The 23,565-nt window shown below is 71.6% G+C and carries 22 protein-coding genes; 12 read left to right on the forward strand and 10 right to left on the reverse strand.

From position 1 onward, the window contains the following. Positions 1 to 64 precede the first annotated feature (64 nt). A complete protein-coding gene (gene tuf, locus HEP85_RS07105) occupies positions 65 to 1,234 on the reverse strand; it encodes an elongation factor Tu (RefSeq protein ID WP_168527038.1) in 1,170 nt (389 codons plus the stop codon). A gap of 764 nt (positions 1,235 to 1,998) precedes the next feature. On the opposite strand from tuf, the gene HEP85_RS07110 reads away from it, so the two are divergent. After that, entirely contained in the window at positions 1,999 to 2,778 is a 780-nt protein-coding gene (locus HEP85_RS07110; protein WP_168527039.1) for a TVP38/TMEM64 family protein, read from the forward strand. Between the two features lie 175 nt (positions 2,779 to 2,953). Here the strand turns inward: HEP85_RS07110 and HEP85_RS07115 are convergent, their stop codons facing one another. Next, the gene (locus tag HEP85_RS07115) at positions 2,954 to 4,123 is read right to left on the reverse strand and encodes a thiolase family protein (RefSeq protein WP_168527040.1); all 1,170 of its coding nucleotides are present in this window, start codon (positions 4,121 to 4,123) and stop codon (positions 2,954 to 2,956) included. A 102-nt stretch (positions 4,124 to 4,225) separates the two neighbouring features. Between HEP85_RS07115 and HEP85_RS07120 the strand changes: the two genes are divergently transcribed. Next, entirely contained in the window at positions 4,226 to 4,687 is a 462-nt protein-coding gene (locus tag HEP85_RS07120; RefSeq protein WP_168527041.1) for a helix-turn-helix domain-containing protein, read from the forward strand. 175 nt (positions 4,688 to 4,862) lie between these two features. On the opposite strand, the gene HEP85_RS07125 is transcribed toward HEP85_RS07120, so the two are convergent. From HEP85_RS07125 to HEP85_RS07135, 3 genes are read right to left on the reverse strand one after another with little or no spacing between them, the layout of a single operon-like run. Beyond that, complete coding sequence (locus HEP85_RS07125; protein WP_168527042.1) at positions 4,863 to 5,594, reverse strand: cupin; 732 nt, start codon at positions 5,592 to 5,594, stop codon at positions 4,863 to 4,865. Next, on the reverse strand, positions 5,591 to 6,532 hold the full coding sequence (locus HEP85_RS07130) for a PmoA family protein (RefSeq protein ID WP_168527043.1): 942 nt from the start codon (positions 6,530 to 6,532) through the stop codon (positions 5,591 to 5,593). Before HEP85_RS07130 ends, HEP85_RS07125 begins: the two co-directional genes overlap by 4 nt. After that, the gene (locus HEP85_RS07135; protein WP_168527044.1) at positions 6,529 to 7,794 is read right to left on the reverse strand and encodes a Gfo/Idh/MocA family protein; all 1,266 of its coding nucleotides are present in this window, start codon (positions 7,792 to 7,794) and stop codon (positions 6,529 to 6,531) included. The genes HEP85_RS07130 and HEP85_RS07135 overlap by 4 nt, the downstream gene beginning before the upstream one ends. Positions 7,795 to 8,148: 354 nt before the next feature. Here HEP85_RS07135 and HEP85_RS07140 point away from each other — a divergent pair, with 354 nt between their 5' ends. The 3 genes from HEP85_RS07140 to HEP85_RS07150 all read left to right on the forward strand — a co-directional run bounded on the left by HEP85_RS07140 (position 8,149) and on the right by HEP85_RS07150 (position 10,393). After that, a complete protein-coding gene (locus tag HEP85_RS07140) occupies positions 8,149 to 9,024 on the forward strand; it encodes an undecaprenyl-diphosphate phosphatase (RefSeq protein WP_168527045.1) in 876 nt (291 codons plus the stop codon). A 233-nt stretch (positions 9,025 to 9,257) separates the two neighbouring features. Beyond that, the gene (locus HEP85_RS07145) at positions 9,258 to 9,767 is read left to right on the forward strand and encodes a DUF3761 domain-containing protein (RefSeq protein WP_168527046.1); all 510 of its coding nucleotides are present in this window, start codon (positions 9,258 to 9,260) and stop codon (positions 9,765 to 9,767) included. Positions 9,768 to 10,213: 446 nt separating this feature from the next. After that, on the forward strand, positions 10,214 to 10,393 hold the full coding sequence (locus HEP85_RS07150) for a hypothetical protein (RefSeq protein ID WP_153291819.1): 180 nt from the start codon (positions 10,214 to 10,216) through the stop codon (positions 10,391 to 10,393). Positions 10,394 to 10,535: 142 nt separating this feature from the next. Here HEP85_RS07150 and HEP85_RS07155 read toward each other — a convergent pair whose 3' ends face one another. Both HEP85_RS07155 and HEP85_RS07160 read right to left on the reverse strand, forming a co-directional pair. Then, positions 10,536 to 12,002: a DUF4157 domain-containing protein gene (locus HEP85_RS07155; protein ID WP_168527047.1), complete on the reverse strand. Its 1,467-nt coding sequence runs from the start codon at positions 12,000 to 12,002 to the stop codon at positions 10,536 to 10,538. A gap of 193 nt (positions 12,003 to 12,195) precedes the next feature. Next, complete coding sequence (locus HEP85_RS07160; RefSeq protein WP_168527048.1) at positions 12,196 to 12,903, reverse strand: SDR family NAD(P)-dependent oxidoreductase; 708 nt, start codon at positions 12,901 to 12,903, stop codon at positions 12,196 to 12,198. Positions 12,904 to 13,061: 158 nt separating this feature from the next. Between HEP85_RS07160 and HEP85_RS07165 the strand changes: the two genes are divergently transcribed. The 4 genes from HEP85_RS07165 (at position 13,062) to lnt (ending at position 17,920) form a co-directional block, all read left to right on the forward strand. Then, on the forward strand, positions 13,062 to 14,507 hold the full coding sequence (locus HEP85_RS07165; RefSeq protein WP_168527049.1) for a glyceraldehyde-3-phosphate dehydrogenase: 1,446 nt from the start codon (positions 13,062 to 13,064) through the stop codon (positions 14,505 to 14,507). A 175-nt stretch (positions 14,508 to 14,682) separates the two neighbouring features. Further along, positions 14,683 to 15,678, forward strand: a complete 996-nt coding sequence (locus HEP85_RS07170; RefSeq protein WP_168527050.1) for an LLM class flavin-dependent oxidoreductase — start codon at positions 14,683 to 14,685, stop codon at positions 15,676 to 15,678. A 94-nt stretch (positions 15,679 to 15,772) separates the two neighbouring features. Next, a complete protein-coding gene (locus HEP85_RS07175) occupies positions 15,773 to 16,258 on the forward strand; it encodes a nuclear transport factor 2 family protein (protein ID WP_168527051.1) in 486 nt (161 codons plus the stop codon). Between the two features lie 69 nt (positions 16,259 to 16,327). Next, complete coding sequence (gene lnt / locus HEP85_RS07180) at positions 16,328 to 17,920, forward strand: apolipoprotein N-acyltransferase (RefSeq protein ID WP_168527052.1); 1,593 nt, start codon at positions 16,328 to 16,330, stop codon at positions 17,918 to 17,920. Here lnt and HEP85_RS07185 read toward each other — a convergent pair. Further along, on the reverse strand, positions 17,838 to 18,749 hold the full coding sequence (locus HEP85_RS07185) for a Gfo/Idh/MocA family protein (RefSeq protein WP_168527053.1): 912 nt from the start codon (positions 18,747 to 18,749) through the stop codon (positions 17,838 to 17,840). The two genes, lnt and HEP85_RS07185, sit on opposite strands and share 83 nt — an antisense overlap. 303 nt (positions 18,750 to 19,052) lie before the next feature. Here HEP85_RS07185 and HEP85_RS07190 point away from each other — a divergent pair, with 303 nt between their 5' ends. Continuing rightward, a complete protein-coding gene (locus tag HEP85_RS07190; protein ID WP_369657634.1) occupies positions 19,053 to 19,529 on the forward strand; it encodes a hypothetical protein in 477 nt (158 codons plus the stop codon). A 151-nt stretch (positions 19,530 to 19,680) separates the two neighbouring features. Here the strand turns inward: HEP85_RS07190 and HEP85_RS07195 are convergent, their stop codons facing one another. Together HEP85_RS07195 and ung are read right to left on the reverse strand one after the other, a co-directional pair. Beyond that, positions 19,681 to 20,244, reverse strand: a complete 564-nt coding sequence (locus HEP85_RS07195; RefSeq protein WP_369658112.1) for a hypothetical protein — start codon at positions 20,242 to 20,244, stop codon at positions 19,681 to 19,683. A gap of 145 nt (positions 20,245 to 20,389) precedes the next feature. Continuing rightward, the gene (ung, locus tag HEP85_RS07200) at positions 20,390 to 21,073 is read right to left on the reverse strand and encodes a uracil-DNA glycosylase (protein ID WP_168527055.1); all 684 of its coding nucleotides are present in this window, start codon (positions 21,071 to 21,073) and stop codon (positions 20,390 to 20,392) included. 509 nt (positions 21,074 to 21,582) lie between these two features. On the opposite strand from ung, the gene HEP85_RS07205 reads away from it, so the two are divergent. Both HEP85_RS07205 and HEP85_RS07210 read left to right on the forward strand, forming a co-directional pair. Further along, positions 21,583 to 22,548, forward strand: a complete 966-nt coding sequence (locus HEP85_RS07205; RefSeq protein WP_168527056.1) for a 3-hydroxyacyl-CoA dehydrogenase NAD-binding domain-containing protein — start codon at positions 21,583 to 21,585, stop codon at positions 22,546 to 22,548. A gap of 88 nt (positions 22,549 to 22,636) precedes the next feature. Then, positions 22,637 to 23,539, forward strand: a complete 903-nt coding sequence (locus HEP85_RS07210) for a 3-hydroxyacyl-CoA dehydrogenase (RefSeq protein ID WP_168527057.1) — start codon at positions 22,637 to 22,639, stop codon at positions 23,537 to 23,539. Positions 23,540 to 23,565: the final 26 nt, after the last annotated feature.

The following is a 23,565-nucleotide window of genomic DNA, read 5'->3' on the forward strand; positions in this document are numbered from 1 at the left end:
GACGAACGGGTGCCCGCCGCTTTCGCGACGGGCACCCGTGTCCCCCGTACCGCTCCCCCGGCCGTCAGCCGACCGAGGTCACCGTGCCCGCGCCGACCGTCCGGCCGCCCTCACGGATGGCGAACCCCAGGCCGGGCTCCAGTGGCACCTCGCGTCCCAGCTCGACCGTCATCGTGACGGTGTCGCCGGGCCGGGCGACCGCCCGCTCGCCGAGGTCGACGTCGCCGACCACGTCCGCGGTGCGGATGTAGAACTGCGGCCGGTACCCGGTGGCGACGGGCGTCGACCGTCCGCCCTCGCCGGACGACAGGACGTACACCTGCGCCGAGAAGCGGCGGCTGGGCACGACGCTGCCGGGCGCGGCGACGATGTGCCCGCGTCGTACGGCGTCCCGGGGCACCCCGCGCAGCAGCAGCGCCACATTGTCCCCGGCCTGTGCCTCCGCCATGGGCTTGCCGAAGGTCTCCAGACCCGTGACCACCGTGTCGACGGTGGCGCCGAGCACGTCGACACGGTCGCCGACCCGGATCGTGCCGCGCTCGATGGCGCCCGTGACGACGGTCCCGCGCCCGGTGATGGTGAGCACGTTCTCGACCGGCAGCAGGAACGGCGCGTCGATGTACCGCTCGGGCATCGGCACGTACGTGTCCACCGCGTCGAGCAACGCGTCGATCGCCGCGGTCCAGCGGGGGTCCCCCTCCAGCGCCTTGAGACCGGACACCCGGACGACGGGGACGGACTCGCCTCCGTAGCCGTGCGCGGAGAGCAGGTCGCGGACCTCCAGCTCCACGAGGTCGGTGAGCTCCTCGTCCCCCGCGTCGGCCTTGTTCAGGGCGACGACGATGTGGTCGACGCCCACCTGCCGGGCGAGCAGCACGTGCTCGGCGGTCTGCGGCATGATCCCGTCGAGCGCGGAGACGACGAGGATCGCCCCGTCGAGCTGCGCCGCGCCGGTGACCATGTTCTTGACGTAGTCGGCGTGGCCCGGCATGTCGACATGCGCGTAGTGCCGGGTGTCGGTCTCGTACTCGACGTGCGCGATGTTGATGGTGATGCCGCGCGCGGCCTCCTCCGGGGCGCGGTCGATGCGGTCGAAGGGCACGAACGTGCCGGAGCCGCGCTCGGCGAGAACCTTCGTGATGGCGGCGGTCAGGGTGGTCTTGCCGTGGTCGACGTGACCCATGGTGCCGATGTTCAGGTGCGGCTTGGTGCGCACGTAAGCCGTCTTGGGCATGGCTGTACCTCGAAGCCTCTTGGATGTCAGCGGAGCTGAGTGAGGGTCCCGGCGCTCATGGCCGGGACGGGGACCCCGAGGATCTGCCGACCCTCCCCCTGCGGGGTCCGCCGGACAATCCGGGAAGGGTCAGCTTCGGGCGCCGTCGACGGCTGCCACGATGATCGGGACGGCAGCCTTCGGCGCATCCGCGACTGCGGATGCTGCGAGGAGGAAGGCGTGCCGGAACATGAGGCGATCATCGCCGACATGTCCGGCCACGTCGAATGGTTTTCCGCGCCACCGGACCGCCCGACGGCGCGTGCTGCTGCCGGTGCGTCAGGGGCGCACGCCCCAGGGGCCGGTGCGGGGGCGAGGGGCCACCGGCGGGCGTCCGGAGGAGAGTTGCCTCACACGGCGGCAGGGCCGGTCACCGGCGTGGCGCGGGAACCGATGCTCCGGCCGACGGCCGGCGGCGCGGGTCCACGGTGGTGCGGTCCGCGTCCACCGGGGCCGCGGTTCAGGGAAGGACGGTGCGGGACGGCACGTGGCGATCGGGCGTGGTCAGACCGCGGAAGGGACGGTGTCGTTCCTGTACGGTCCCTTGACCGCGGCCTGTTGCGGATCGGCCGCCGCGGAGCTCCCTGGCGGTGAGCCGTACCGGGCCCGTGTCTTCGAGGGCGCCGTCCGGCATCTCGAACCGGGCGGGCGGCGTTCCGGAAGCTGTGACGCCCATGAGACGAACCATACGGCGATCACACACACGGGTCGGTTACTGTCGCCGAATGCTCGATGCCACCACCCGCTCTGGGGGCACCGCCACGGCCGTCCCCGCGGCCCCCGCCACGGAGCTCTCCCTCGCCGCGGAGCTCGCCGTCTCCACTCCCACGGGCCTCACCGCCCGGTGCACGAGAGTGATGCTCTCGCCCTGGTCCCGGCTCTCCCTGTTGCTGGTGCTGCTCGCGGCGTCCGCGGCGAGCGTCCTGCTCTTCGAACCGCAGCGACTGCTCTCGGACGGCTGGCCACCACAGCTCAGCGGTGCCGCGGCCGCCATGGTCTTCGGGCTGGCGTACGGGCTGTGCACGGTCGCGTTCGTGCCCCGGCCGCTCCTCAACCTCGCCGCCGGCGCCCTGTTCGGCTCCCAGCTCGGTCTCACCACGGCGCTCGCGGGTACGGTGCTCGGCGCCGGGATCGCCTTCGGGCTCGGCCGGATCCTCGGACAGGACGCGCTGCGCCCGCTGCTGCGCGCCCGCTGGCTGAAGGCGGCCGACGGGCAGCTCAGCCGGCACGGCTTCCGCACGATGATGATGGCCCGCCTGTTCCCCGGAGTGCCCTTCTGGGCGGCGAACTACTGCGCTGCCGTGTCCCGTATGGGCTGGCTGCCGTTCCTCCTCGCCACGGCCCTGGGCTCGATCCCGAACACCGCCGCGTACGCCGTCGCCGGCGCCCGGGCCTCGGCACCGACCTCGCCCGCCTTCCTGATCGCGATGGGCTTCATCGCGCTGCCCGCGCTGGCCGGCGCCGTCGTGGCCTGGCGCAAGCGTCACCACCTGCGCGGACGCTGACACCACGGTCCCGGGACGTCCGCGGACACCGCCGACCGCCCGGGATCCAGGACCTGCACGGACAGCGCCGACCGGCCCTGGATACGGGACCTGCACGGACAGCACCGACCGGCCAGGATCCCGCGGTCTGTACCCAGCCGAGCCGGCCCCTCCGTGCTACGCCGTCCGCTCCGCGCTACATCGCCTCCAGCACCATCGCGTTGGCGAGGCCGCCCGCCTCGCACATCGTCTGCAGTCCGTAGCGGGCGCCGCGGGCGCGCAGGGCGTGCACGAGGGTGGTCGTCAGCCGGGTGCCGCTCGCGCCGAGCGGGTGTCCGAGCGCGATCGCCCCGCCGTGCACGTTGACCCGGGAGAGGTCGGCGCCCGTCTCCTGCTGCCAGGCCAGGACGACGCTCGCGAAGGCCTCGTTGACCTCGAAGAGGTCGATGTCACCGAGTGAGAGCCCAGCCCTGCGGAGCACCTTCTCGGTGGCCGGAATGACGCCCGTGAGCATCAGCAGGGGGTCGGATCCGGTGACCGCGAAGCTGTGCAGGCGCGCCAGCGGGCGCAGGCCGAGACGGGCGGCGGTCTCGCTCGACATGATGAGCACGGCCGACGCGCCGTCGTTGATGGGGCTCGCGTTGCCCGCCGTGACGGACCAGTCGATCTGCGGGAAGCGCTCGGCGACGGCCGGGTGGTAGTAGGCGGGCTTGAGCCCGGCGAGTGTCTCCGTGGTGCTGGCGGGGCGGACGCTCTCGTCGCGGGTCACACCCAGAAGGGGAGCGACCTCCGCGTCGAAGAGGCCGTTGGCCCAGGCCGCGGCCGCCTTCTGGTGCGAACCCACCGCGTACGTGTCCAGCTGCTCGCGCGACAGGCCCCACTTCGCGTTGATCAGTTCGGCACTGATGCCCTGCGGCACCAGGCCCTCGGGGTAGCGCTCGGCGATCCCGGGGCCGAACGGCCCTTCGGTACCGCGGACGTTCGACCCCATCGGTACACGGCTCATGGATTCCACTCCGCACGCCACCGCGATGTCGTACGCCCCCGACAGAACCCCCTGCGCCGCGAAGTGCACGGCCTGCTGGGAGGAGCCGCACTGCCGGTCCACGGTGGTCGCGGGCACCGTCTCCGGGAAGCCGGCCGAGAGCACCGCGTACCGCGTGAGGTTCGCGGCCTGCTCCCCGACCTGGGTGACGGTGCCGCCGATGACGTCGTCGATCAGCGCCGGGTCGATCCCGGAACGTTCGACGAGGGTCCGAAGCGTGTGGGCGAGGAGTTCCACCGGGTGGACATGGGCGAGAGAGCCGTTCGGCTTGCCCTTGCCGACGGGCGTGCGGACGGCTTCGACGATCACGGCATCACGCATGTCTGCTCTCCGAGGTCAAGGAGTTTGCTTTCCAAACTCGCTAAGTGACTCAAGAGTAACCGAGTCAGTTGGACATTCCAACCCACCCGTTAGACTGAGGGCATGAAGGACGCCCGCCCCTGCTCGATCGCCGAGACCCTGGCCCTCGTCGGCGAGAAGTACTCCCTGCTGGTCATGCGGGAGGTGATGCTCGGCGCCACCCGCTTCGACCAGCTCGCCCGCAACATCGGCGCACCGCGCGATGTGCTCACCGCGCGTCTGAAGCGACTCGTCGACATCGGTGTGCTGGAGAAGGCCGAGTACAGCGACCGCCCGAAGCGCTACGAGTACCGGCCCACGCGGGCCGGGCTGGAGCTGCAACCGGTGCTGCTGACGCTGATGGCGTGGGGCGACCGTCATCTCCAGGAGGACGGTTTCCGCCCGATGGTGATGGAGCACACGTGCGGCCATGAGCTGGTCCCGCGGGTGGTCTGCTGGGAGTGCGGCCATGAGATCGAGCACGGCGACCTGACGGCCCACCCGCAGTCCCCGGGCTGGACGGTGACGGGACCCTCGGGGGCGTAGACACGGGACCCCTCGGGGACGTGGACACAGGGCCCGCGGTGGCGCGGGCGCAGGACCCGCGGTGACGCAGACGCGCGACCCGCGGTCGCCCAGGCGCGGGTTCCCTCGCGATGCGGGGCCCTTGCTCCTACCTGCTCCCTACTCCCTGCGCTCTGCCTCCCTCTCCCCTCCCCGCCTACTCGTTCCCCCTGTAGACCTCCAGGCGTCCGCACATGCCGAACCGACCGTACGCGGCGGGCTGTTCGGCCCGTACGAGGGCCTCGCCGAGGTGGGCCGTGTCGCCCCGCTCCAGCCGGGCGAGCTGCTCACCCGTGACCGCGGCGGCGGCCTCGGCACCGCGCCGCCACCGCTCGCGCCACTCGGCGAGCCGGGGCCGCACCAGCGCGGCCGCCGCCCGGTGGAACGCGGCGAGCCGCTCGGGGCCGTCCGCGGCGCGCAGCGTGCGGTAGCCCTCGACGGCCAGATCGCGCCGGGCCCGGACGATCCGCTCGCGCTCCTCCTCGGGCGCGTCGCCGGGGACGGCCGTCGCGGCGGCGTACGTGTCGGGGTCGGTCAGATACTCCGGGGGCAGGGTGAGCACGGCGTCGCCCGCCTCCGGAAGCCCGCTGTTCTGCATCAGGACGGTGATGCGCAGACCGTCTTCGTCGACGAGCCGGTGGACGGTGCCGGGCGTGAACCAGGCGACCGTGCCCGGCGTGAGCGGCGTGACCTCGTACCCGGACGCCGTCAGCGTCTGGACGGCGCCCCGGCCGCCGGTGACGACATACGCCTCCGAGCAGGTGAGGTGCATGTGCGGGGTTCCGCCGGACACGCCGTCGGCGGCGGGCCAGTCGTAGACACGGAGGTGCGAGACCGCGACGGCACCGGGCAGCCCGGTGAAGCCCGGCGTCTCCTGGGAGCCGTTCACCACGGGTGCTCGTCCAGGTACTCGGCGATCTCCTCGCGTTCCCAGGCCCCGTCCGCCACGACGACCCGGTAGCGCCGGGTGAGGGTGTCCCCGGGGGCGAGTTCCAGTTCGTCGAAGAAGGCGAACGACGGGGCGACGGCGGCGAACGGCTCGTCACGGACGAACCAGTGGGCCGGGTGGCCGCCGGACTCCCCCGCGTGGTCGTTCTCCGGGGCGTGCGCGAAGACGAGGGTCGCGTGGCCGTCGGCCCCGTCGTGCTCGCCCGAGTACGCGAGCCAGGGCGCCTGCCGTCCCATCAGTCCGGGCCCTTCGGAGTCGGGCCCGACGATCCGTCCGTTGCGGAAGGCGCGGGGTCCGCGCCAGAACAGCCCCGTGTAGCCGGCCATCTCCCGCCCCGCGGTGGTCGGGCTGCCGAAGCGCAGCGGTTCGTTCCGCCGGTTGGTGACCGCGGTGGTCCAGGTGAGCGCCCAGGAGCCCGACACGGGGTCGAGGTCGTGCGCCTCGACCCGGCGCTCCTCCTCGGCCCACAGTTCGCCGTCGTGCGGATGCCAGGTGAGGCGCTCCGCGATGACCGCGCGGGCGCCGTCGGACCCGACCTCGTCGAAGCCCGCGTGCGCCATCGACCCGACCCGTCCGGGGAGTTCGAGGTATCCCCGCCCGTGGACGTAGGTGTTGCCGCCCCACAGGTTCTGGCCGGACAGGTGCGAGGCCGTCATCTGCAGGCCCTTGTGCCAACGGTGGTCGTTGGGGCGGTAGTCCGTGACGACGGCGCCCGACGGCGTCCTGAGCGGGTGCAGATACGGTTTCGGAGCCTCCCACGCCGCCTCGGCACGGTAGACGTAGCTCAGCAGCTCGACTCCGGTGGTGGCGTCGGCGATCGTGACGCGGTCGCCGTGCGCGTGGACGATCCGCAGGCCCTCCCGTACGGACGTGGTCATGCCGTTGCCTCCTGGCTCGCGGTGGGCACGGACGCCCCGGTGGACGGCGAGGCAGCCGCCGCGTCGGGCGGCGCCCAGCCGGGGGCGCCGCCGTGCAGCGCCCTGTAGTAGGGATCGCCGGGCCCGACCTCGCCCGCGCGGACGGTCGTGTCCGTGAACGCCGACTTGTAGAGCGCGGTGATCAGCTCCAGGCAGGCGCGTCCGTCGGTGCCGCTGCCGCGCGGCCGCTCGCCCGCGCGCATGCTCGCGACCAGGTCACGCAGCTGGGCGAGATGCGAACTCGGCACGTCCGCCCCGAAGTCCCGCCAGACCGCCACGTCGTCCCGCGGCACGTCCGGCGCCGGGGTGATGCGCCAGTCGGCGTTGCCGTGCCCGTACAGATGGGTGAGTTCGACGGTGGCGCGCTCGCAGTCGATACGGATGCGGCTCACTTCGTCCGGGCTCAGGACACTGTTGACGACGGTGGCCAGGGCGCCGCTCCCGAAACGGACGAGTGCGGTCGAGACGTCCTCGGTCTCCACGTCGTGCACCAGGCGGCCGGCCATCGCCCGCACCTCGCTCCACGGCCCCAGGAGATGGAGCAGCAGGTCCATCTGATGGATACCGTGCCCCATCGCGGGGCCGCCGCCCTCCGTCCCCCAGCGGCCGCGCCAGGGCACCGCGTAGTAGCCGGCGTCGCGGTACCACGTGGTCTGGCAGTGCGCGACCAGTGGGCGGCCCATGGCCCGCTCGCCTACACGCGCTAGCAGCCGCTTCACGTGCCGGGCGCCGGAGCCGAACCGGTGCTGGAAGACGACGGCCGCGTACGGACCGCCGTCCCCGCCCTCCGCCGCCTCGACGGCGTCGAAGTCGGCCAGGCTGAGCACCGGCGGCTTCTCGCACCAGACCCAGGCCCCCGCGCGCAGCGCGGCGACGGTCTGGTCGCGGTGCAGGGCCGGCGGGGTGCAGACGGCGACCAGGTCGGGCCGTTGCTCGGCGAGCATCCGGTCAGCGTCGGTGTACGCGTGCGGGATGCCGGCCTCGGCACAGAACTCCCGGACGGAGTCCTCGGCGATGTCGGCCGCGGCCACCAGCTCCGTCTCCCCCTCCTCGGCGAGCCGGGCGAGCGCGGGCACATGACTCCCGCGGGCGATGGCGCCCGTACCGATGACGGCGACCCTGATTCGGCGGCCGTCGAGCGGGGTCGCGGGGCGGTTCGGGGAGGCTTCGGGCCCGTTCGAGGAGGTCTCGGGGCCGGCGGTCGCGTGGCGGGATGTGCTCATGTACCTGATCAGCGCTCCATCGGACGTGCCGTCGGACGATGGCCAACGCGTGGTGTCACCCGGGCGGAACGGGGCGACGGCAAGCGCTTTCCCCTCCGAGGAAACGTAGGCGGCGGCGCGGCGGCCGGTCAACACCCCGGCCACCGGGACCGGCGAGGTCACCTCGCGCCCGGGACCCTCCCACGTTCGTACGACCAATCGAACAGTTCCTCTAGTAAAGGCAAACCCCCGTGGCCGGACGGTCCCTGTGGGGCGCTACGCTGCCTGCAACACCCGTGATCAGCGCGCACCGCGAACCGCGGCACGGCGTGTCCCTCGGCCCGTCCTCGATCAGCGCTTGGACCACCTCACTTCATGTCTTGGTTTGAATCCCTCATCCTCGGACTCGTCCAGGGGCTGACCGAGTTCCTCCCCGTCTCCTCCAGCGCGCATCTGCGCCTGACCGCGGCGTTCTCCGGCTGGCACGATCCCGGAGCGGCCTTCACCGCGATCACGCAGCTCGGCACGGAGGCCGCGGTGCTGATCTACTTCCGCAAGGACGTGGGCCGGATCCTCGCGGCGTGGTTCCGCTCGCTCACGAGCAAGGCGATGCGCCAGAACCACGACGCCCAGATGGGCTGGCTCGTCATCGTCGGCTCCATACCGATCGGCGTGCTCGGAGTGACCCTCAAGGACCAGATCGAGGGTCCGTTCCGCGACCTGCGGGTCACCGCGACCATGCTGATCGTGGTGGGCGTGGTCATCGGTGTCGCGGACCGGCTCGCGGCGCGCGACGAGTCGGGCGGCAAGCACCGGGCTCCCAAGCAGCGCAAGACCATCGAGAACCTGAACACCAAGGACGGCCTGCTCTTCGGCCTCTGCCAGGCGATGGCCCTGGTCCCCGGTGTCTCCCGGTCCGGAGCGACCATCAGCGGCGGCCTCTTCATGGGCTACACCCGCGAGGCGGCGGCCCGTTACTCCTTCCTCCTCGCCATGCCGGCCGTGCTCGCCTCGGGAACCTTCGAGGTGAAGGACGCCACCGAGAGCGGTCACGTCTCCTGGGGGCCGACCCTCTTCGCGACGGTCATCGCGTTCGTGGTCGGGTACGCCGTGATCGCGTGGTTCATGAAGTTCATCTCCCACAAGAGCTTCATGCCGTTCGTCTGGTACCGGATCGCGCTCGGCGTCGTCATCATCGCCCTGGTCGGCGCGGATGTCCTCAGCCCTCATGCGGCGGAGTCCGCGGGCTGAGGCGGTCGTTCCGTCGGCGCTTTCGAGGGTGACGGACGCACGGATGTGAAGGTCGCGCCGGGCGAGCCCGGGAAGCTCCCGCACCCGCGGTGACGTGCGCCGAAGCAGCCCGTCCCGACTCACCCGCCGGGCCGTGAACGGTCACAACTGTGTCACCGCCCCCGCAGGACACTCACATTTTCTTCACACCTCCCGTTACGGTCGCCCCACCACGAACCGTCCTTGGGGGGACCATGTCGTACCACCAGCCTCCGCCGCCGCCCGGATACGGGCCGCCCGCGCCGTTCACACCCGCCCCGCAGCCGGCCAGACCGAAGTGGGCCCGGAAGCGGTACGTGCTGCCCGCCATCGGCCTCGCCTTCGCCCTCGGCACCGCCGCCGGCGGGGGCGGTCAGGACGGCACTACCACCAAGGCCGCGGCCGACAAGGTCCGGCCCGCCGCCACCGTCACCGCGACAGCCACAGCGACGGAGACCGCGACACCGGAACCCGCGCCCACGGTGACCGCCACGAAGACGGTCAAGGTGAAGGTGACCGTCACCGCGAAAGCCGCCTCCGTCAGCGGCTCCGGCAGCGGTTCGTCCGGCGGATCGTCCGGGAGCGGCGACTCAAGTTCCTCCGGCGGCTCAGCCGTTGCCGGGAACGGCGCCACCGCTCGCTGCAATGACGGCACTTACTCCTTCGCCGCGCACCATCAGGGCGCCTGCTCGCACCATGGCGGCGTGGCCGTCTTCTACAAGTAGGCCGGGTCGCGCGGGCATCCATCAGGAACGCGCTGCCGGACGCGCCAGTGCCCGCCCCGGCTCGGGGCGGGCGCAAGGCGGGACGCCGGGCCGGCCGGACCAGCGCGACGGCGGCCCGTCGGACGGCACCCCGCGAGTGCCACCACCACGGCCGCCCGGCTGTCCACCGACAATGTCTCGGGCGCCCCGGTCTCCCGCGAGCGGACGAGCGTGGCCCGCCAGCGGTCCGGCACGATCAGGGAACCTCAGCCGGCGAGCGCCCCGGGCTCCTCGCGATGCGCGCCTCCCAGCCGAGCGGGTCCGTCCGTCGGGGTCGTCCAGGAGCAGGGTCGGCCCGGTTCTCGCCCCAGCCCGGCGGCGGCGCGTCGGGGCCCGTGACGAACCGCATACGGCGCGCGTAGCCGACCGGTAGCGCAGTGTCAGCCCATGCCCCTAGGCTGGTGCGCATGTCCCCCGACTTCACGTTCTCTGGTTCCGTGCGGTCCGCTGCCGCGTTAAACGAGCAGATCCGCGCCCTGTGGATGCGCTCGGGCGGCTCCCTGTCCGCCCAGGAGCGTGCGGAGTACGAGCTGCTCGTCGTGAAATGGGCGGAAGCGATCCGCGGAGAGGTCATCGAGGCGGCCTGACCCGCTCCACTCCGCGGGACGTCGTGCTGGTCGGCTCGCACTGTCCGCGGATGCAACAGGAGCGGCACGCGCATCTTGCTGCGCTTCTGAGGTTCCCGCTGCCGCGACACGGCGACGGAACTCACATTCCACGGCCGGACCATCAGTCCTGGAACACCGACCTCTTGTACCCGAGAATCTTCATGGCCTCGTCCTTCTTCTTTCCCCCCTCGAACTGACTCATATGGGCCGCCATTGCGGCCGGGTCCTGAACCTCGAGCAGATACTCGGCCATTTCCTCTTTCTTGACCGCTTCGCGGAACTCATTCTCGGTCAGCGGGGCCACCCCCTCCGCCAACGAATCCTTTCGCTCGATCCCGACGATGTCGTAGGGTGCGCCCTGCTTCGCGATCCAGCCGTGCTCGGAGCCGGTAGCGCCCTTCGCCAGGTACTTTCTCTTGATCCGGATGGTGAGCACGTATCCGAACCGGGCCTCCGACGCGAATTTGTTAGCTATTTCAGCATCCGTGGAAAATTCGATCAGGCTCGCGGTCTCCTCGTTACGGTGCTGACTCACGTATCCCTCGACGTGCTCACGCTCGGGCTTCGTAGCGTGCTCGTCAGGTTTCCGGACCATCTTCGGGAGGCTGACGAAGGAGCCGCGAATCACCTCCTTCTGGAGATGCTTCCTCTGCGTGGGCGTCACACCGCGCTTCAGAAGAACTTCCTGCTCGCTGTCTTCGGGCAGCGCCGCGATGTGGTCTTCGGCGCTGAGTTCCAGAGGCTGATCCTGCAGAGCGATCCGCCTCCCCGCCTGCGAGCCCTCCGACTGTTCCCCCGTTTCCATCATCCGCTGGACGGGTTCGTGCATCCGCTGGACGGGTTCGTGCGAGCCGTTCGCCGCGTCGCGCGGGACGGTGACGGAGGGGGCCGTCGTCTCACCCGCGGCGAAGGCGTGGCCGTCCTTCTCCGCCGCTCGTTCGGAGTCCTGCTTCGGGTCGGTGACGGTGACTCCGGCGCCGTTGCCGTGGCCCGTCTCGGGCAGGCCTCTGAGGTTCTTGTCGACGTGGCTGAGCTCGTGGCCGATCAGCTTCTCGTCGCCCACTGTCCCGGCAGAGAGGAAGATGTGGTTACCGACGGTCATGGCCTGGGCCCCCAGCGCCGCCGTGGCACGTTGGGCCACCGCGCCACGGTGGACGCGGGTGGAGGCGAGCCCCTCGTTCCGATAGAACGCCCCGGCCTTCGCCACCACCGACGAAGGCAACGACTCGCTCGACGAGTTCATGGCGGCGGCCAGCAGGGCGGCCTGCCCTTCCGGGCCGGCGTCCCGCGCCCCGCCCCGGACGTGTCCGTCCTCCTCCTCGGCGCGCGCGACGGTGGCACCGTCCGAGGACCGCTGTACCGGAGGTTCCTGCGACTGGTGCCCGCAGCCAAGACCGTGCTGATGCTGGTCCTGCGCTCCCGGGTGCCCGGCCCGCCGCAGCATCTCGGCAACGGCCTTGTTCCCGGTACGGCTCTGCAGAGCGAGCATCCGTTGCACGGCCGTTCCGGCGAATGCCGGACTCGCTCGCGGGCGCCGAGGTGCCAGCCCATTCCCCGTCGTGGTGTTCTCGTCGCGGGCCAGTCCCATACGTCTTCCTCCGGCATCAAAGACGACCAAGCCCCACACCGTCGCACGGAGGACGGCCACGTTCCCAGGGCCGCAGGGGCAGAGTTGCGGCCCCAAGGGCTGTGGTCACCCCGTCCGTACGGTCTTCATCCGGTCTTCGGTCACCGCTTCCCCACGACTCGGCGCCCACGACTGTGCGTCGCAGGGCGGACGATCAACCCTTCGGACGGCCCCTGAAGACGGCGGCGGCGACTGACGCCCGAACGCCCTCCGCGCGGCCGACCCGGCGCAGCGGAATCGAGGAGGCGGCGCGCTCGGCGCGGCCCGGGTCGCCCATGGCCGCGTGCATCTCGGTGTCGATCATGCCGGGCGCGACCGCGTTGACCCGGATGCCGTCCGGGCCGAGTTCCTTGGCGAGGCCCACCGTCAGGGCGTCGACGGCGGCCTTCGTGGCCGCGTAGTGGACGAACTCCCCGGGGCTGCCCAGCGTCGCCGCCGCCGAGGACACGTTCACGATGACGCCGCTCCCCCGGGCCGCCATGGACCGGGCGGCCCGCCGCGAACACAGCAGCGTACCCAACAGGTTGACGTCCACCACGCGCCGCAGGTCGGCGGGGTCGGTGTCCGCGAGCCGCCCGACCGGACCGGTCACACCGGCGTTGTTCACCAGCCCGCTGACGGGCCCGAGACGGTCCGCCGCCGTGTCGAAGAGGCGCTCCACGTCGTCCGCGTCGGAGGTGTCCACCCGTACCGTCACACAGCGCGACCCCGCCGCGCGGACGGCCGCCGCGGTCGACTCCGCCGCCGTGCCGTCCCGCACGTAGCCCACCACCACATCGTGTCCGTCCGCCGCCAGGCGGGCACAGATCGCGGCGCCGATCCCCCGGCTGCCGCCCGTGACCACAGTGACCGGGCGTGTCATGCGTGCCTCCTTCCGGCGGGCAGTTCCCGCTCCGCGCTCGCTCTCGATCATGACTCCTGCCTTCGTATCCCTTCGCGACCCCGGCCGTACACCCCCTGGATGATCAAAACGACGCTCGGGTTACCATATGAGCGCCGCCTAGCTCGAAAGATAGACCTGTGACTGTCAATGACGACGCGTTCACCAACTGGAAGACCCGCGAGGAGATCGCGGAGTCGATGATCCCGATCATCGGGAAGCTGCACCGGGAGCGGGACGTCACGGTCCTCCTCCACAGCCGCTCCTTGGTGAACAAGTCGGTGGTCAGCCTTCTCAAGACCCACCGGTTCGCCCGGCAGATCGCCGGTGCGGAGCTCTCCGTCACCGAGACACTGCCGTTCCTCCAGGCGCTGACCACGCTCGATCTCGGGCCCTCCCAGATCGACCTCGGCATGCTCGCCGCGACGTACCGGAGCGACGACCTCGGGCTCTCCGTACAGGAGTTCACCGCCAGGGCCGTCGCCGGCGCCACGGGCGCGGACAAGATCGAGCGCCGCGAGCCGCGCGACGTCGTCCTCTACGGTTTCGGCCGCATCGGCAGGCTCGTCGCCCGCCTGCTGATCGAGAAGGCCGGCTCCGGCAACGGACTGCGGCTGCGCGCCGTCGTCGTCCGCCAGGGCGGGGAACAGGACATCGTCAAGCGCGCCTCGCTGCTGCGCCGCGACTCCATCCACGGCCAGTTCCAGGGCACGATCACCGTCGACGAGGCGAACAGCACGATCATCGCCAACGGCAACGCGATCAAGGTGATCTACGCCGGCGACCCGAGCGAGGTCGACTACACGGCGTACGGCATCAAGGACGCCATCCTCATCGACAACACCGGCAAGTGGCGTGACCGCGAGGGACTCTCGAAGCACCTGCGCCCCGGGATCGACAAGGTGGTGCTCACCGCGCCCGGCAAGGGCGACGTCCCCAACATCGTGCACGGCGTCAACCACGACACGATCAAGCCGGACGAGCAGATCCTGTCCTGCGCCTCCTGTACCACCAACGCGATCGTCCCGCCGCTGAAGGCGATGGCCGACGAGTACGGCGTCCTGCGCGGTCATGTGGAGACCGTCCACTCGTTCACCAACGACCAGAACCTGCTGGACAATTACCACAGCTCCGACCGCCGGGGCCGCTCCGCGCCGCTCAACATGGTCATCACCGAGACGGGGGCCGCCTCCGCCGTCGCCAAGGCCCTGCCCGACCTCAAGGCCCCGATCACCGGCAGCTCGATCCGAGTCCCGGTGCCGGACGTCTCGATCGCCATCCTCAGCCTGCGGCTGGGCCGCGAGACCACCCGCGAGGAGGTCCTCGACCACCTCCGCGAGGTGTCGCTGACCTCGCCGCTCAAGCGTCAGATCGACTTCACCACCGCCCCCGACGCGGTGTCGAGCGACTTCATCGGTTCACGCCACGCCTCGATCGTCGACGCCGGCGCCACCAAGGTCGACGGGGACAACGCGATCCTCTACCTCTGGTACGACAACGAGTTCGGCTACTCCTGCCAGGTCATCCGGGTCGTCCAGCACGTCTCCGGGGTCGAGTACCCGACCTACCCGGTACCGGCCGTCTGATCCGGGGTCAGGACCGGTCGTCCGTACCCGACGTCCAGGTCCCGCACCTCACCCGAGCCACGGGGCGGCCGCGTACGAACGCGGCCGCCCCCGGCGCCCGTTCGGCCCCGGCGGGCCCGGGGCGGACGCCGGCCGGGGCCGGTGGCCGCACGTGACCGCTTTCTATACTGGGCGGATGATCACTGTGCCGCTCAGCGCGCTGGAAGTAGCCATGGTCCAAGCGGGCGCCCCGGCCGCGGACACGTTACGCGACACCACCGAGTTCGCCCGGCGGATCGAAGACCTCGGATACCAGCGGCTCTGGTACGCCGAGCACCATCACTCCCCCGCCATCGGAGCGTTCCCGCCCGTCGTCCTGACCGCCCACACGGCCGCGTCCACCTCGTCCATCCGTCTCGGATCCGGTGGCGTCCTCGCCCCCAACCACGCTCCGATCATGCTCGCGGAGCAGTTCGGCACGCTGGCCGCACTGCACGCGGGCCGGATCGACCTGGGCATCGGCCGCGGTCCGGGCACCTTCGACGAGTCCACGGCGCGGGCCCTGCGGCGTGGGGCGGGACCGACGACGGACGACGAGTACCGCGACGACGTGTCGGAGACCCTGCGGTTCCTGGTGGAGGAGGTCGCGCTCGACCCGCTCCCGGAGCCGTGGCTGCTGTCCTCGAGCACGGCCGGTGCCACGCTCGCGGCGGAACTCGGGCTGCCGATCGCCTTCGCCCATCACATCCGTCCCGACAACACCCTCGCCGCGCTCCACCACTACCGGGAGCACTTCTCCCCCTCCCGCTGGTGCGACCGCCCCCGCGTGCTGGTCTGCGTGGAGACGGTGTGCGCCGAGACGCGGGAGGAGGCCGCCCGGCTCTCGGGCCCGATGGATGTCGTCAAGGCCGGACTGCTCAAAGGGCAGGGCGACATCCCCTTCCCCACGCCCGAGCAGGCAGCCGCCCACTCCTTCACCCCCCAGGAGGCGCGGGCCCTGACGGCCTTCCGCATCCACCAGGCACACGGCACACCCGACACCGTCGCGGCGCACCTGACGGACCTGGCGGACGCGACCGGCGCGGACGAACTCATGCTGGTGACACCCGTCTACGCGCTGACCGACCGTCTGAAGTCCTACGCACTCGTCCGACAGCACGTCATGACGCCGGCGGAGCGGCTCCCGCGGTAGATCGCGAGGCCCGCCCCGGACACCTCACGGTCCGGGCGACGAATGTCGCTGCACGCCCCTTGGCTGCGCAGGCCCCGTGGCCAACACTGAGCCGATGACGCAGCGTGTGGAGCTCGCGACCCTGATGGACCGGTTCGCAGTGGACGGACTCGTCACCGAGTACGCGGTGGCGGTCGACGACGGCGACTGGGAGGCCTACCGGCGGCTGTTCGCGCCGGACGGCCGCGCGGACTACCGCTCCGCCGGCGGTATCGAGGGGGACGCCGGCCAGGTCGCGGGGTGGCTCGCGCGGAGCATGGAGCTGTTCCCCATGCGCCAGCATCTGATCGTCAACCGACGCCTGCGGTTCGGCGTACTGGACCAGGACAGGGGCGACACCGCCCGGGTGCAGGCCGACTACATCAATCCGATGCGCTTCGCGGGCGACGACGACGGATCCACCGCACCGGACTTCGTGTGCGGCGGGCGGTACGCCTTCGCGCTGGTGCGTACGGACCTCGGCTGGCGTCTGCGCGAGGTGGTCGTCCAGGAGAAATGGCGCCGCATGCCGCAGCCGCGTCAGGAACCCGCCGTCACCTGACCGGACGCCCCCTGTCGGAGATCGTCCCCGCAGCGCACACTGGAGGGACCACCGGGGAGGGAGGCGCCCATGACGAGGTTCGACCGCTGGCTCACCTCTCCCTGGCGGCGGGCGATCGTCGCCGCGCCGGCGGGTGCGCTGCCGGTGTTCGCCTTCCCCGCCCCGTCGTGGTGGTGGTTCGCCTACGTCGCCCTCGTGCCTTGGATCCTGCTGGCCCGCACCGCCCCGACGGGCAAACGCGCCGCGTACGACGGCTGGTTCGGCGGCCTGGGTTTCATGCTGGCCGTGCACCACTGGCTGCTGCCGAGCCTCAATGTCTTCACGGTCGTCATCGCGGGACTGCTCGGGACGCTGTGGGCGCCCTGGGGCTGGCTGGTACGACGGTTCCTCGGCGGTGTGCCCTCGGCCGGGCAGGTCGGAGCCGCGCTCGTGGTGCTGCCGTCGAGCTGGCTGGGTGTCGAACTCGTCCGGTCCTGGCAGGGATTGGGTGGACCGTGGGGTCTGCTCGGGTCGAGCCAGTGGCAGGTGACGCCCGCGCTGCGGCTCGCCTCGGTCGGCGGGGTGTGGCTGCTGAGCTTCCTGGTGGTGGCCGTCAACGTCGCCGTCGCGGTCCTGATGGCCGTGCGCCGGTCGCGCAGGCCGGCCGTCGCCACCGCCGTCACCGGACTCGTCGCCACCGCCGCCGCCACCTCGGCGGCCTGGGTCTGGTCCCCGCGCCCGGACACCGACGGCCAGGTGCGCGTCGCCGTCGTACAGCCCGGCGTCATGGGCGGCGGTGCCGGAGCCGGCGCGGAGAAGCGCTTCGCACGCGAGGAGGCGCTCACCCGCACGCTCGCCGGACGCCACGTCGACCTCGTCGTCTGGGGCGAGAGCAGCGTCGGCGTCGACCTGGCCGGCCGCCCCGACCTGGCGGACCGGATCACCGCGCTGTCCCGCGAGACCGGCGCCGACATCCTCGTGAACGTCGACGCGCGGCGCTCCGACCGGCCGGGGATATACAAGAGTTCGGTGCTGGTGGGACCGCACGGACCGACCGGCGCCCGCTACGACAAGATGCGTCTCGTCCCCTTCGGTGAGTACATACCGGCGCGTTCCCTTCTCGGCTGGGCGACCTCGGTCGGCAAGGCGGCGGGCGAGGACCGCAGGCGCGGCACCGAGCAGGTGGTGATGGACGCCGGGCACGGACTGCGGGTCGGACCGATGATCTGCTTCGAGACGGCGTTCCCGGACATGAGCCGGCATCTCGCGCAGGACGGAGCCGAAGTGCTGCTCGCCCAGTCGTCGACCTCGTCGTTCCAGGACAGCTGGGCGCCCGAGCAGCATGCCTCGCTGGCCGCGCTGCGGGCCGCCGAGACCGGCCGTCCGATGGTGCACGCGACCCTGACCGGTGTGTCCGCCGTCTACGGGCCGAGCGGCGAGCGGCTCGGCTCCTGGCTCGGCACGGACGCGAGCGAGGCGGCGGTGTACGAGGTGCCGCTGGCGCGGGGGGTCACCCCGTACGTCCGGTTCGGCGACTGGCCGGTGCACGTGGCGCTGCTGGTACTGGCGGCCCTGTGCGCCACCGAGGGCGTCCGCGCGCTCAGGCTGCGGCGGACCGCTCCTGGACCGCTCGCACCACCCGCTCGCACAGTTCATGAGTCGCCAGTGCGTCCTGGGCGCTGAGCACCTTGCCCGCGCGTACGGCGTCGAGGAAGACGAGCACGCCCTGCTCTATGCCGCGCTGGCGGGCCACCGGCACCCAGTCCCCGCGCCGTCGCACGCTGGGCTGGCCCTTGTGGTCGATCACCTCGGCGAGGTTGAGCACCTGACGCTTGGTGTCCTGGCCGGAGACCTCGAGGATCTCCTCGGCCGAGCCGCTGAGCCGGTTCATCACACCGAGCGCCGTGAAGCCGTCGCCCGCGAGCTGGAGTACGACGTGGTGGAGCAGTCCGCCCTCGACACGGGCCCGCACCGTCACGTCGTCGACCGGCCCCGGCACCAGGAACCGCAGGGTGTCCACGACGTGGATGAAGTCGTCGAGGATCATCGTGCGCGGCACCTCGGGCAGCCCTGTGCGGTTCTTCTGCATCAGGATCAGCTCACGCGGATGTTCGAGGCACTGCGCGTACCCGGGTGCGTGGCGCCGGTTGAAGCCGACGGCGAGGCTGACGTCGCGTTCCTCCGCGAGCCGGACCAGCTCCTGCGACGCGGAGAGTTCGTAGGCGAGCGGCTTGTCGACGAACGTCGGTACGCCCGCTTCCAGGAGCCGCGCGACGATCTCGGGGTGCGCCACGGTGGCCGCGTGCACGAAGGCCGCGTCGAGATCCTGGGCCAGCAGCTCCGTCAGGTCGGTGTGCCGCTGCCCCTGCGGAAGGCGGAGGCTGTCCGCGACCCGGGCGAGCGTCGCGGGCGTCCGGGTCTGCAGATGCAGCTCGACCCCCGGCTGAACCCCGAGCACCGGCAGATACGCCTTCTGCGCGATGTCGCCGAGTCCGATGCAGCCGACCTTCACGAGGTCTCCTTCGTTCGCCGATGCTGGCCTGGTCGGAAGCATACGGGCGTCACGGCGGCCCCCGTCCGGCGGTGCCGGACCCCGTGCCCGGCTTCGACGCGCGGCCCGGACCCGCCTCGTTCGAGCCGTCCGAGCGCCGCTGCTCGGTCCGGTGCGGCACATGGCGGGGGACGGTACGAGCCGGCGGCCGCGGGTCATCCTGTGTCCGCCGGCACCCGCCGGAGGAGCGGAAGGATCACCCGTGCGGGGCATCCTGCGCTCGCCGGCTCCCCAAAGCCGTCCGGACACAGCAGAGTTGCCCGCGTGTATCGAACGACGACGACGGCCGCGACGCTCCTGGTCACCGTGGCGGTCACCGCCCTAGCCGGCTGTGTGACCGTCCAGCGGCCATCCGCTCCCGGCCCGCTCCCCGCTCCCGCCCTGCCGTCGCCGCGTCCGGACGGCACGGCCGGTGAGCGCGTCGTGCAGGCTCCGGCGCGGGAGGCGCTGGAACTCGTCGGGCCGTCACGGGAGCCTTCACCGGGATCGTCCCGTACGACGGCGCGGCCTCACCCCGCTCCGCCCGCGCAGCCCGCACCGCAGGCGCACCCCCACGTCACGCCCCCGGCGCGCCGCACCCCAGGCCGAAGCCGCACCGACCTGCCCACCACGCCGCCGCACCACCCCCCTGCGACGAAGCCACCGAAGGCCCAGGACGTGTGCGCCCTCGGCAGGAAGTACGGCGGCTGGAAGCCAGGCAGCCCCGAGGCGGTCATCTGCAAGGGAACGTACGGGCATTGACCCGCCCGGCGCCTCGCCCGGGGCCTCGAGGTCCCGGACCGCCCGGACACGCCCCGTACGAGGACGTCGCATCGCCCCTCCGGCCCTCCGCCTCGCGGCACACCCGCGTCCGGTGCCACGCGCTGATCCGGCGGGGAGTACGGGACAGCCCTCAGGGCCGCTGTCTCGGCGGCCCCAGCGTCTCCCCCTCCCGGCCCGCCGAACCGGCCGGGGCCCTCCCCGGTGACCCCTCCGACGGTCCGTCCCCGTCGAGCCTCAGCTCCAGTCGGCCGATCGCCGCGCGTACCCCGTCTCCGTAGCGGTCGTCGCCGAGGAAACCGACCGCGCCGCGGGCCCGGCGCAGATGGCTGCGGGCTGCGTCGGAGCGGCCGAGTTTCACGTAGTCGGCCGCCAGGTTCAGGTGCAGCGACGGGTAGAACGCCCGGACCGCGAGCGACTGGTGGTGCTCCGCGACCCTGTCGTCCCCGAGTTCGTCGGCCGCCGACAGGGCGCGCAGATCCCACGCCAGCTCGTCCGAGGGGTCGTCCTGGGTGTCCGCCATGTAGTGCGCCAGGGTGCAGCGGTGCAGCGGGTCACCGTCCTCGCCGATCTCCGACCAGAGGTCCAGGAAACGGCCCCTGGCCTCCTCGCGGTCGCCTCCGTGGTGCAGCATGACGGCCTGGCCGATCCGGGTCATCATGGCGTCCGGCGCCGTCTGCTCCTGCTGCTCCGCCACCGCGTCCTCCAGGCTCGTCACTGTCGCTTCCGACGCTAACCGCAGCCACTGCCAAACCGGCTCAGGCGCCCCCGTACGCCGCCGGACCGGGCCGGGGAGGGCAGGACCTGGCCCCCGCCCGGCCCAGCCGTCCCCCACCCCCGGGTCAGCCGAGGTCCGGAATCCGCCAGTCGATCGGGTCATGGCCCTGCTGCGCCACGGCCTCGTTGATCTGTGTGAACGGCCGGGAGCCGAAGAACTTCTTGGCGGAGAGCGGCGAGGGGTGCGCGCCCTTCACCACGATGTGCCGGTCCTCGTCGATGAGCGGGAGCTTCTTCTGCGCGTAGTTCCCCCAGAGTACGAAGACCGCCGGGTCGGGCCGGTCGGCCACGGAGCGGATCACCGCGTCCGTGAACCTCTCCCAGCCCTTGCCCTTGTGGGAGTTGGCCTCACCGGAGCGCACGGTCAGCACCGCGTTGAGCAGCAGGACGCCCTGCTCGGCCCACGGCATCAGATAGCCGTTGTCCGGGATCGGGGTGCCGAGCTCCTCCTTCATCTCCTTGTAGATGTTCCGCAGGGAGGGCGGAGTCCTCACTCCGGGGCGCACCGAGAAACACAGGCCGTGTCCCTGGCCCTCGCCGTGGTACGGGTCCTGGCCGAGGACCAGCACCTTCACCCGCTCGTACGGTGTCGCGTCCAGCGCGGCGAAGACCTCTTCGCGCGGAGGGTAGACGGGACCCTTGGCTCGCTCCTCCTCGACGAACTCGGTGAGTTCCTTGAAGTAGGGCTGCTGCAGTTCGTCGCCCAGGACGCCGCGCCAGGACTCGGGCAGCATGGCGGTGTCGGTCACGTCAACTTCCTCCGATGTACGGTCACTTCCAGGCCTCAGAACCTACAGGCGACCACTGACACCCGGCCCCGTACCCCTTGCCACCAGCGGATCCTCCGCTGTCACCCGGCGGATCCCGTCCCCGCGGCCGCTGGCCCCGGTCCCTTCCCGCCACCGTCACCGCTTCCGCCTCCACCCCGCCACCGGGCTGGTCCCGCGCCTCGGCTCGCCCGTCATCATGATCGTCGACGACGATCCGCGGGGCCTCCGAGAACCGCTCGGCCACAGCCCCTCGGCGGTCCCCGAGATGCCCCGGGCGAGCAGGCGCCGCACCCTGGAATAGAGCCGTCTCACCTAGCTTCTCCCCCGACCTGGCGTGGCGGGGCGGGTGCTTCTAAGCGGCCCGGCCGACAGGCCGGGCCGTACAGCCGGTCCGTCCGCGCACCGTCGTCGCCCGCGCGGCCCGCGCCGTCCCCGGCCCGCCCGGCACCTCAGGTGCGACGAGGAGCGACCAAGAGCAACGAGGAGCCATGAACGCACACGGACCCGTCCATCGCGTAGCGATCGTCGGCACCGGCACCATCGGTGCGAGCTGGGCGACGCACTATCTCGCCCGGGGCTTCGAGGTCACGGCGACCGACCCCGCCCCCGCCGCGGAGGAGGCGCTCAGGGCGTACGTGGCCGAAGCATGGGACGCGGCGGCCGCGCTCGGCGCCGAACCCGGAACCTCACCCGACCGTCTCCGATTCACCACCGACATGCGAGAGGCCGTCGCGGACGCCGATTTCGTCCAGGAGAACGCGCCGGAGCGCCCGGAGCTGAAGGTCAGGCTGTTCGCCGACATCGACGACGCGACGCCGCCGGACGCGATCATCGCGTCGAGCTCGTCGGGCATCACGATGAGCGTCATCCAGGCCGAGTGCCGGAATCCGCAGCGCACCCTCATCGGGCATCCCTTCAACCCCCCGCACATCATCCCGCTCGTCGAGGTCGTCGGCGGAACGAAGACCGCCCCGGAGACCGTCCGGGACGCCATGTCCTTCTACACGGCGATCGGCAAGAAGCCGATCCATCTCAAGAAGGAGCTCCCTGGACACGTCGCCAACCGCCTCCAGGCCGCTTTGTACCGCGAGGTCGTCCACCTGATCGATCAAGGGGTGCTGGACGTCGCGGACTCCGACGACGCGGTGTCCTGGGGCCCAGGACTCAGGTGGGGTGTGATGGGCCCCAACCTGCTGTGGCATCTCGGCGGAGGCGAGGGCGGCATCCAGCACTTCATGGAGACCCTCATGCCGGGGATGGCCGGGATGTGGCACGAACTGGGCGACCCGGAACTCACGCCCGAACTCAAGGAGAAGATCGTCGGCGGGGTCCTGGAGGAGGCGGACGGCCACTCCGTCGGCGAACTGGCCGCCCGGCGTGACGCGTTGCTGCTCAGCCTGCTGGCCGTACGGGGATCCGGCCCACGCGACGACACTACCGGCCGGCCGGCATGAGACGGCACAGGTCACCCCTGGGGCACAGGTCACCCCTGGGGCACCGGCCGGCCCGGGGGCAGCGGGCCCTCGCCCGGGAGGAGGAACCGTGACGGAGCGGCGGCAGAGACTGTTCGTGCTCGAAATCAGCGGTGGCGGTCGCGTGTTCTCGGTGAACCCCGACGGCACCGACAAGCGGTTCCTCGTCTCGGGATGCAGGTTCCCCGACGGTGTCGCCGTCGACGCCGAGGCGGGGCACATCTACTGGACGAACATGGGTTCCCCGCCACTCGACGACGGCTCGATCGAGCGTGTCGACCTGGACGGAGGCAACCGGACGACGATCGTTCCCGACGGCGGCACGCACACGCCGAAACAACTGCACCTCGAAGCCGTCGGCCGCAAGCTGTACTGGGGTGACCGCGAAGGGATGCGCGTCATGCGCTGCGACCTCGACGGCACGAACATCGAGACACTCGTCCGGACGGGACGGACGGACAGCGACCGCCGCGATGAGACCAGATGGTGCGTCGGAGTCGCCGTGGATCCCGACGCCGGCCACCTGTACTGGTCGCAGAAGGGACCGAGCGACGCGGGACTGGGGAAGATCCTCCGGGCCGGCATCGATCTGCCCGCAGGCGAATCCGCTGACGGCCGGAGCGACGTCGAGGTGCTGCTCCAGGGGCTCCCGGAGCCGATCGACCTGCAGTTGGACCTGACGGAGCGCACGCTGTACTGGACCGACCGCGGGGATCCGCCGCGGGGCAACTCCGTGAACCGCACACCGGTGGATCCGCCCGGCGGGCGGCGGGAGCCCGAGATCCTGTGGACGCACCTGATGGAGGGCATCGGCATCGCTCTCGATCTCGACGACGGCCGCCTGTTCGTCACCGACATGGCCGGGACCGTCTACGCGGCGGACCTCGACGGGTCGAACCGCCGGGAGATCCTCATCGTGCAGGGCAACCTCACCGGGATCGCCCATGCCCTGGTTCCCGCCGAGGAGCCCTAGGGCGTGTTGCGCCCGGCTGTGGACGG

The sequence above is a fragment of the Streptomyces sp. RPA4-2 genome, assembly GCF_012273515.2.
GTDB lineage: Bacteria > Actinomycetota > Actinomycetes > Streptomycetales > Streptomycetaceae > Streptomyces > Streptomyces kaempferi.

Bases quoted from the DNA above. Each gene is read 5' to 3' on its own strand.
- HEP85_RS07155 (WP_168527047.1), bottom strand. From the start codon at position 12,002: ATGGGACTGGCCCGCGACGAGAACACCACGACGGGGAATGGGCTGGCA.
- tuf (WP_168527038.1), bottom strand. From the start codon at position 1,234: ATGCCCAAGACGGCTTACGTGCGCACCAAGCCGCACCTGAACATCGGC.
- lnt (WP_168527052.1), top strand. From the start codon at position 16,328: ATGACGAGGTTCGACCGCTGGCTCACCTCTCCCTGGCGGCGGGCGATC.
- HEP85_RS07140 (WP_168527045.1), top strand. From the start codon at position 8,149: ATGTCTTGGTTTGAATCCCTCATCCTCGGACTCGTCCAGGGGCTGACC.
- HEP85_RS07150 (WP_153291819.1), top strand. From the start codon at position 10,214: ATGTCCCCCGACTTCACGTTCTCTGGTTCCGTGCGGTCCGCTGCCGCG.
- HEP85_RS07145 (WP_168527046.1), top strand. From the start codon at position 9,258: ATGTCGTACCACCAGCCTCCGCCGCCGCCCGGATACGGGCCGCCCGCG.
- HEP85_RS07130 (WP_168527043.1), bottom strand. From the start codon at position 6,532: ATGACCACGTCCGTACGGGAGGGCCTGCGGATCGTCCACGCGCACGGC.
- HEP85_RS07170 (WP_168527050.1), top strand. From the start codon at position 14,683: ATGATCACTGTGCCGCTCAGCGCGCTGGAAGTAGCCATGGTCCAAGCG.
- HEP85_RS07160 (WP_168527048.1), bottom strand. From the start codon at position 12,903: ATGACACGCCCGGTCACTGTGGTCACGGGCGGCAGCCGGGGGATCGGC.
- HEP85_RS07120 (WP_168527041.1), top strand. From the start codon at position 4,226: ATGAAGGACGCCCGCCCCTGCTCGATCGCCGAGACCCTGGCCCTCGTC.
- HEP85_RS07110 (WP_168527039.1), top strand. From the start codon at position 1,999: ATGCTCGATGCCACCACCCGCTCTGGGGGCACCGCCACGGCCGTCCCC.
- HEP85_RS07205 (WP_168527056.1), top strand. From the start codon at position 21,583: ATGAACGCACACGGACCCGTCCATCGCGTAGCGATCGTCGGCACCGGC.
- HEP85_RS07135 (WP_168527044.1), bottom strand. From the start codon at position 7,794: ATGAGCACATCCCGCCACGCGACCGCCGGCCCCGAGACCTCCTCGAAC.
- HEP85_RS07115 (WP_168527040.1), bottom strand. From the start codon at position 4,123: ATGCGTGATGCCGTGATCGTCGAAGCCGTCCGCACGCCCGTCGGCAAG.
- HEP85_RS07175 (WP_168527051.1), top strand. From the start codon at position 15,773: ATGACGCAGCGTGTGGAGCTCGCGACCCTGATGGACCGGTTCGCAGTG.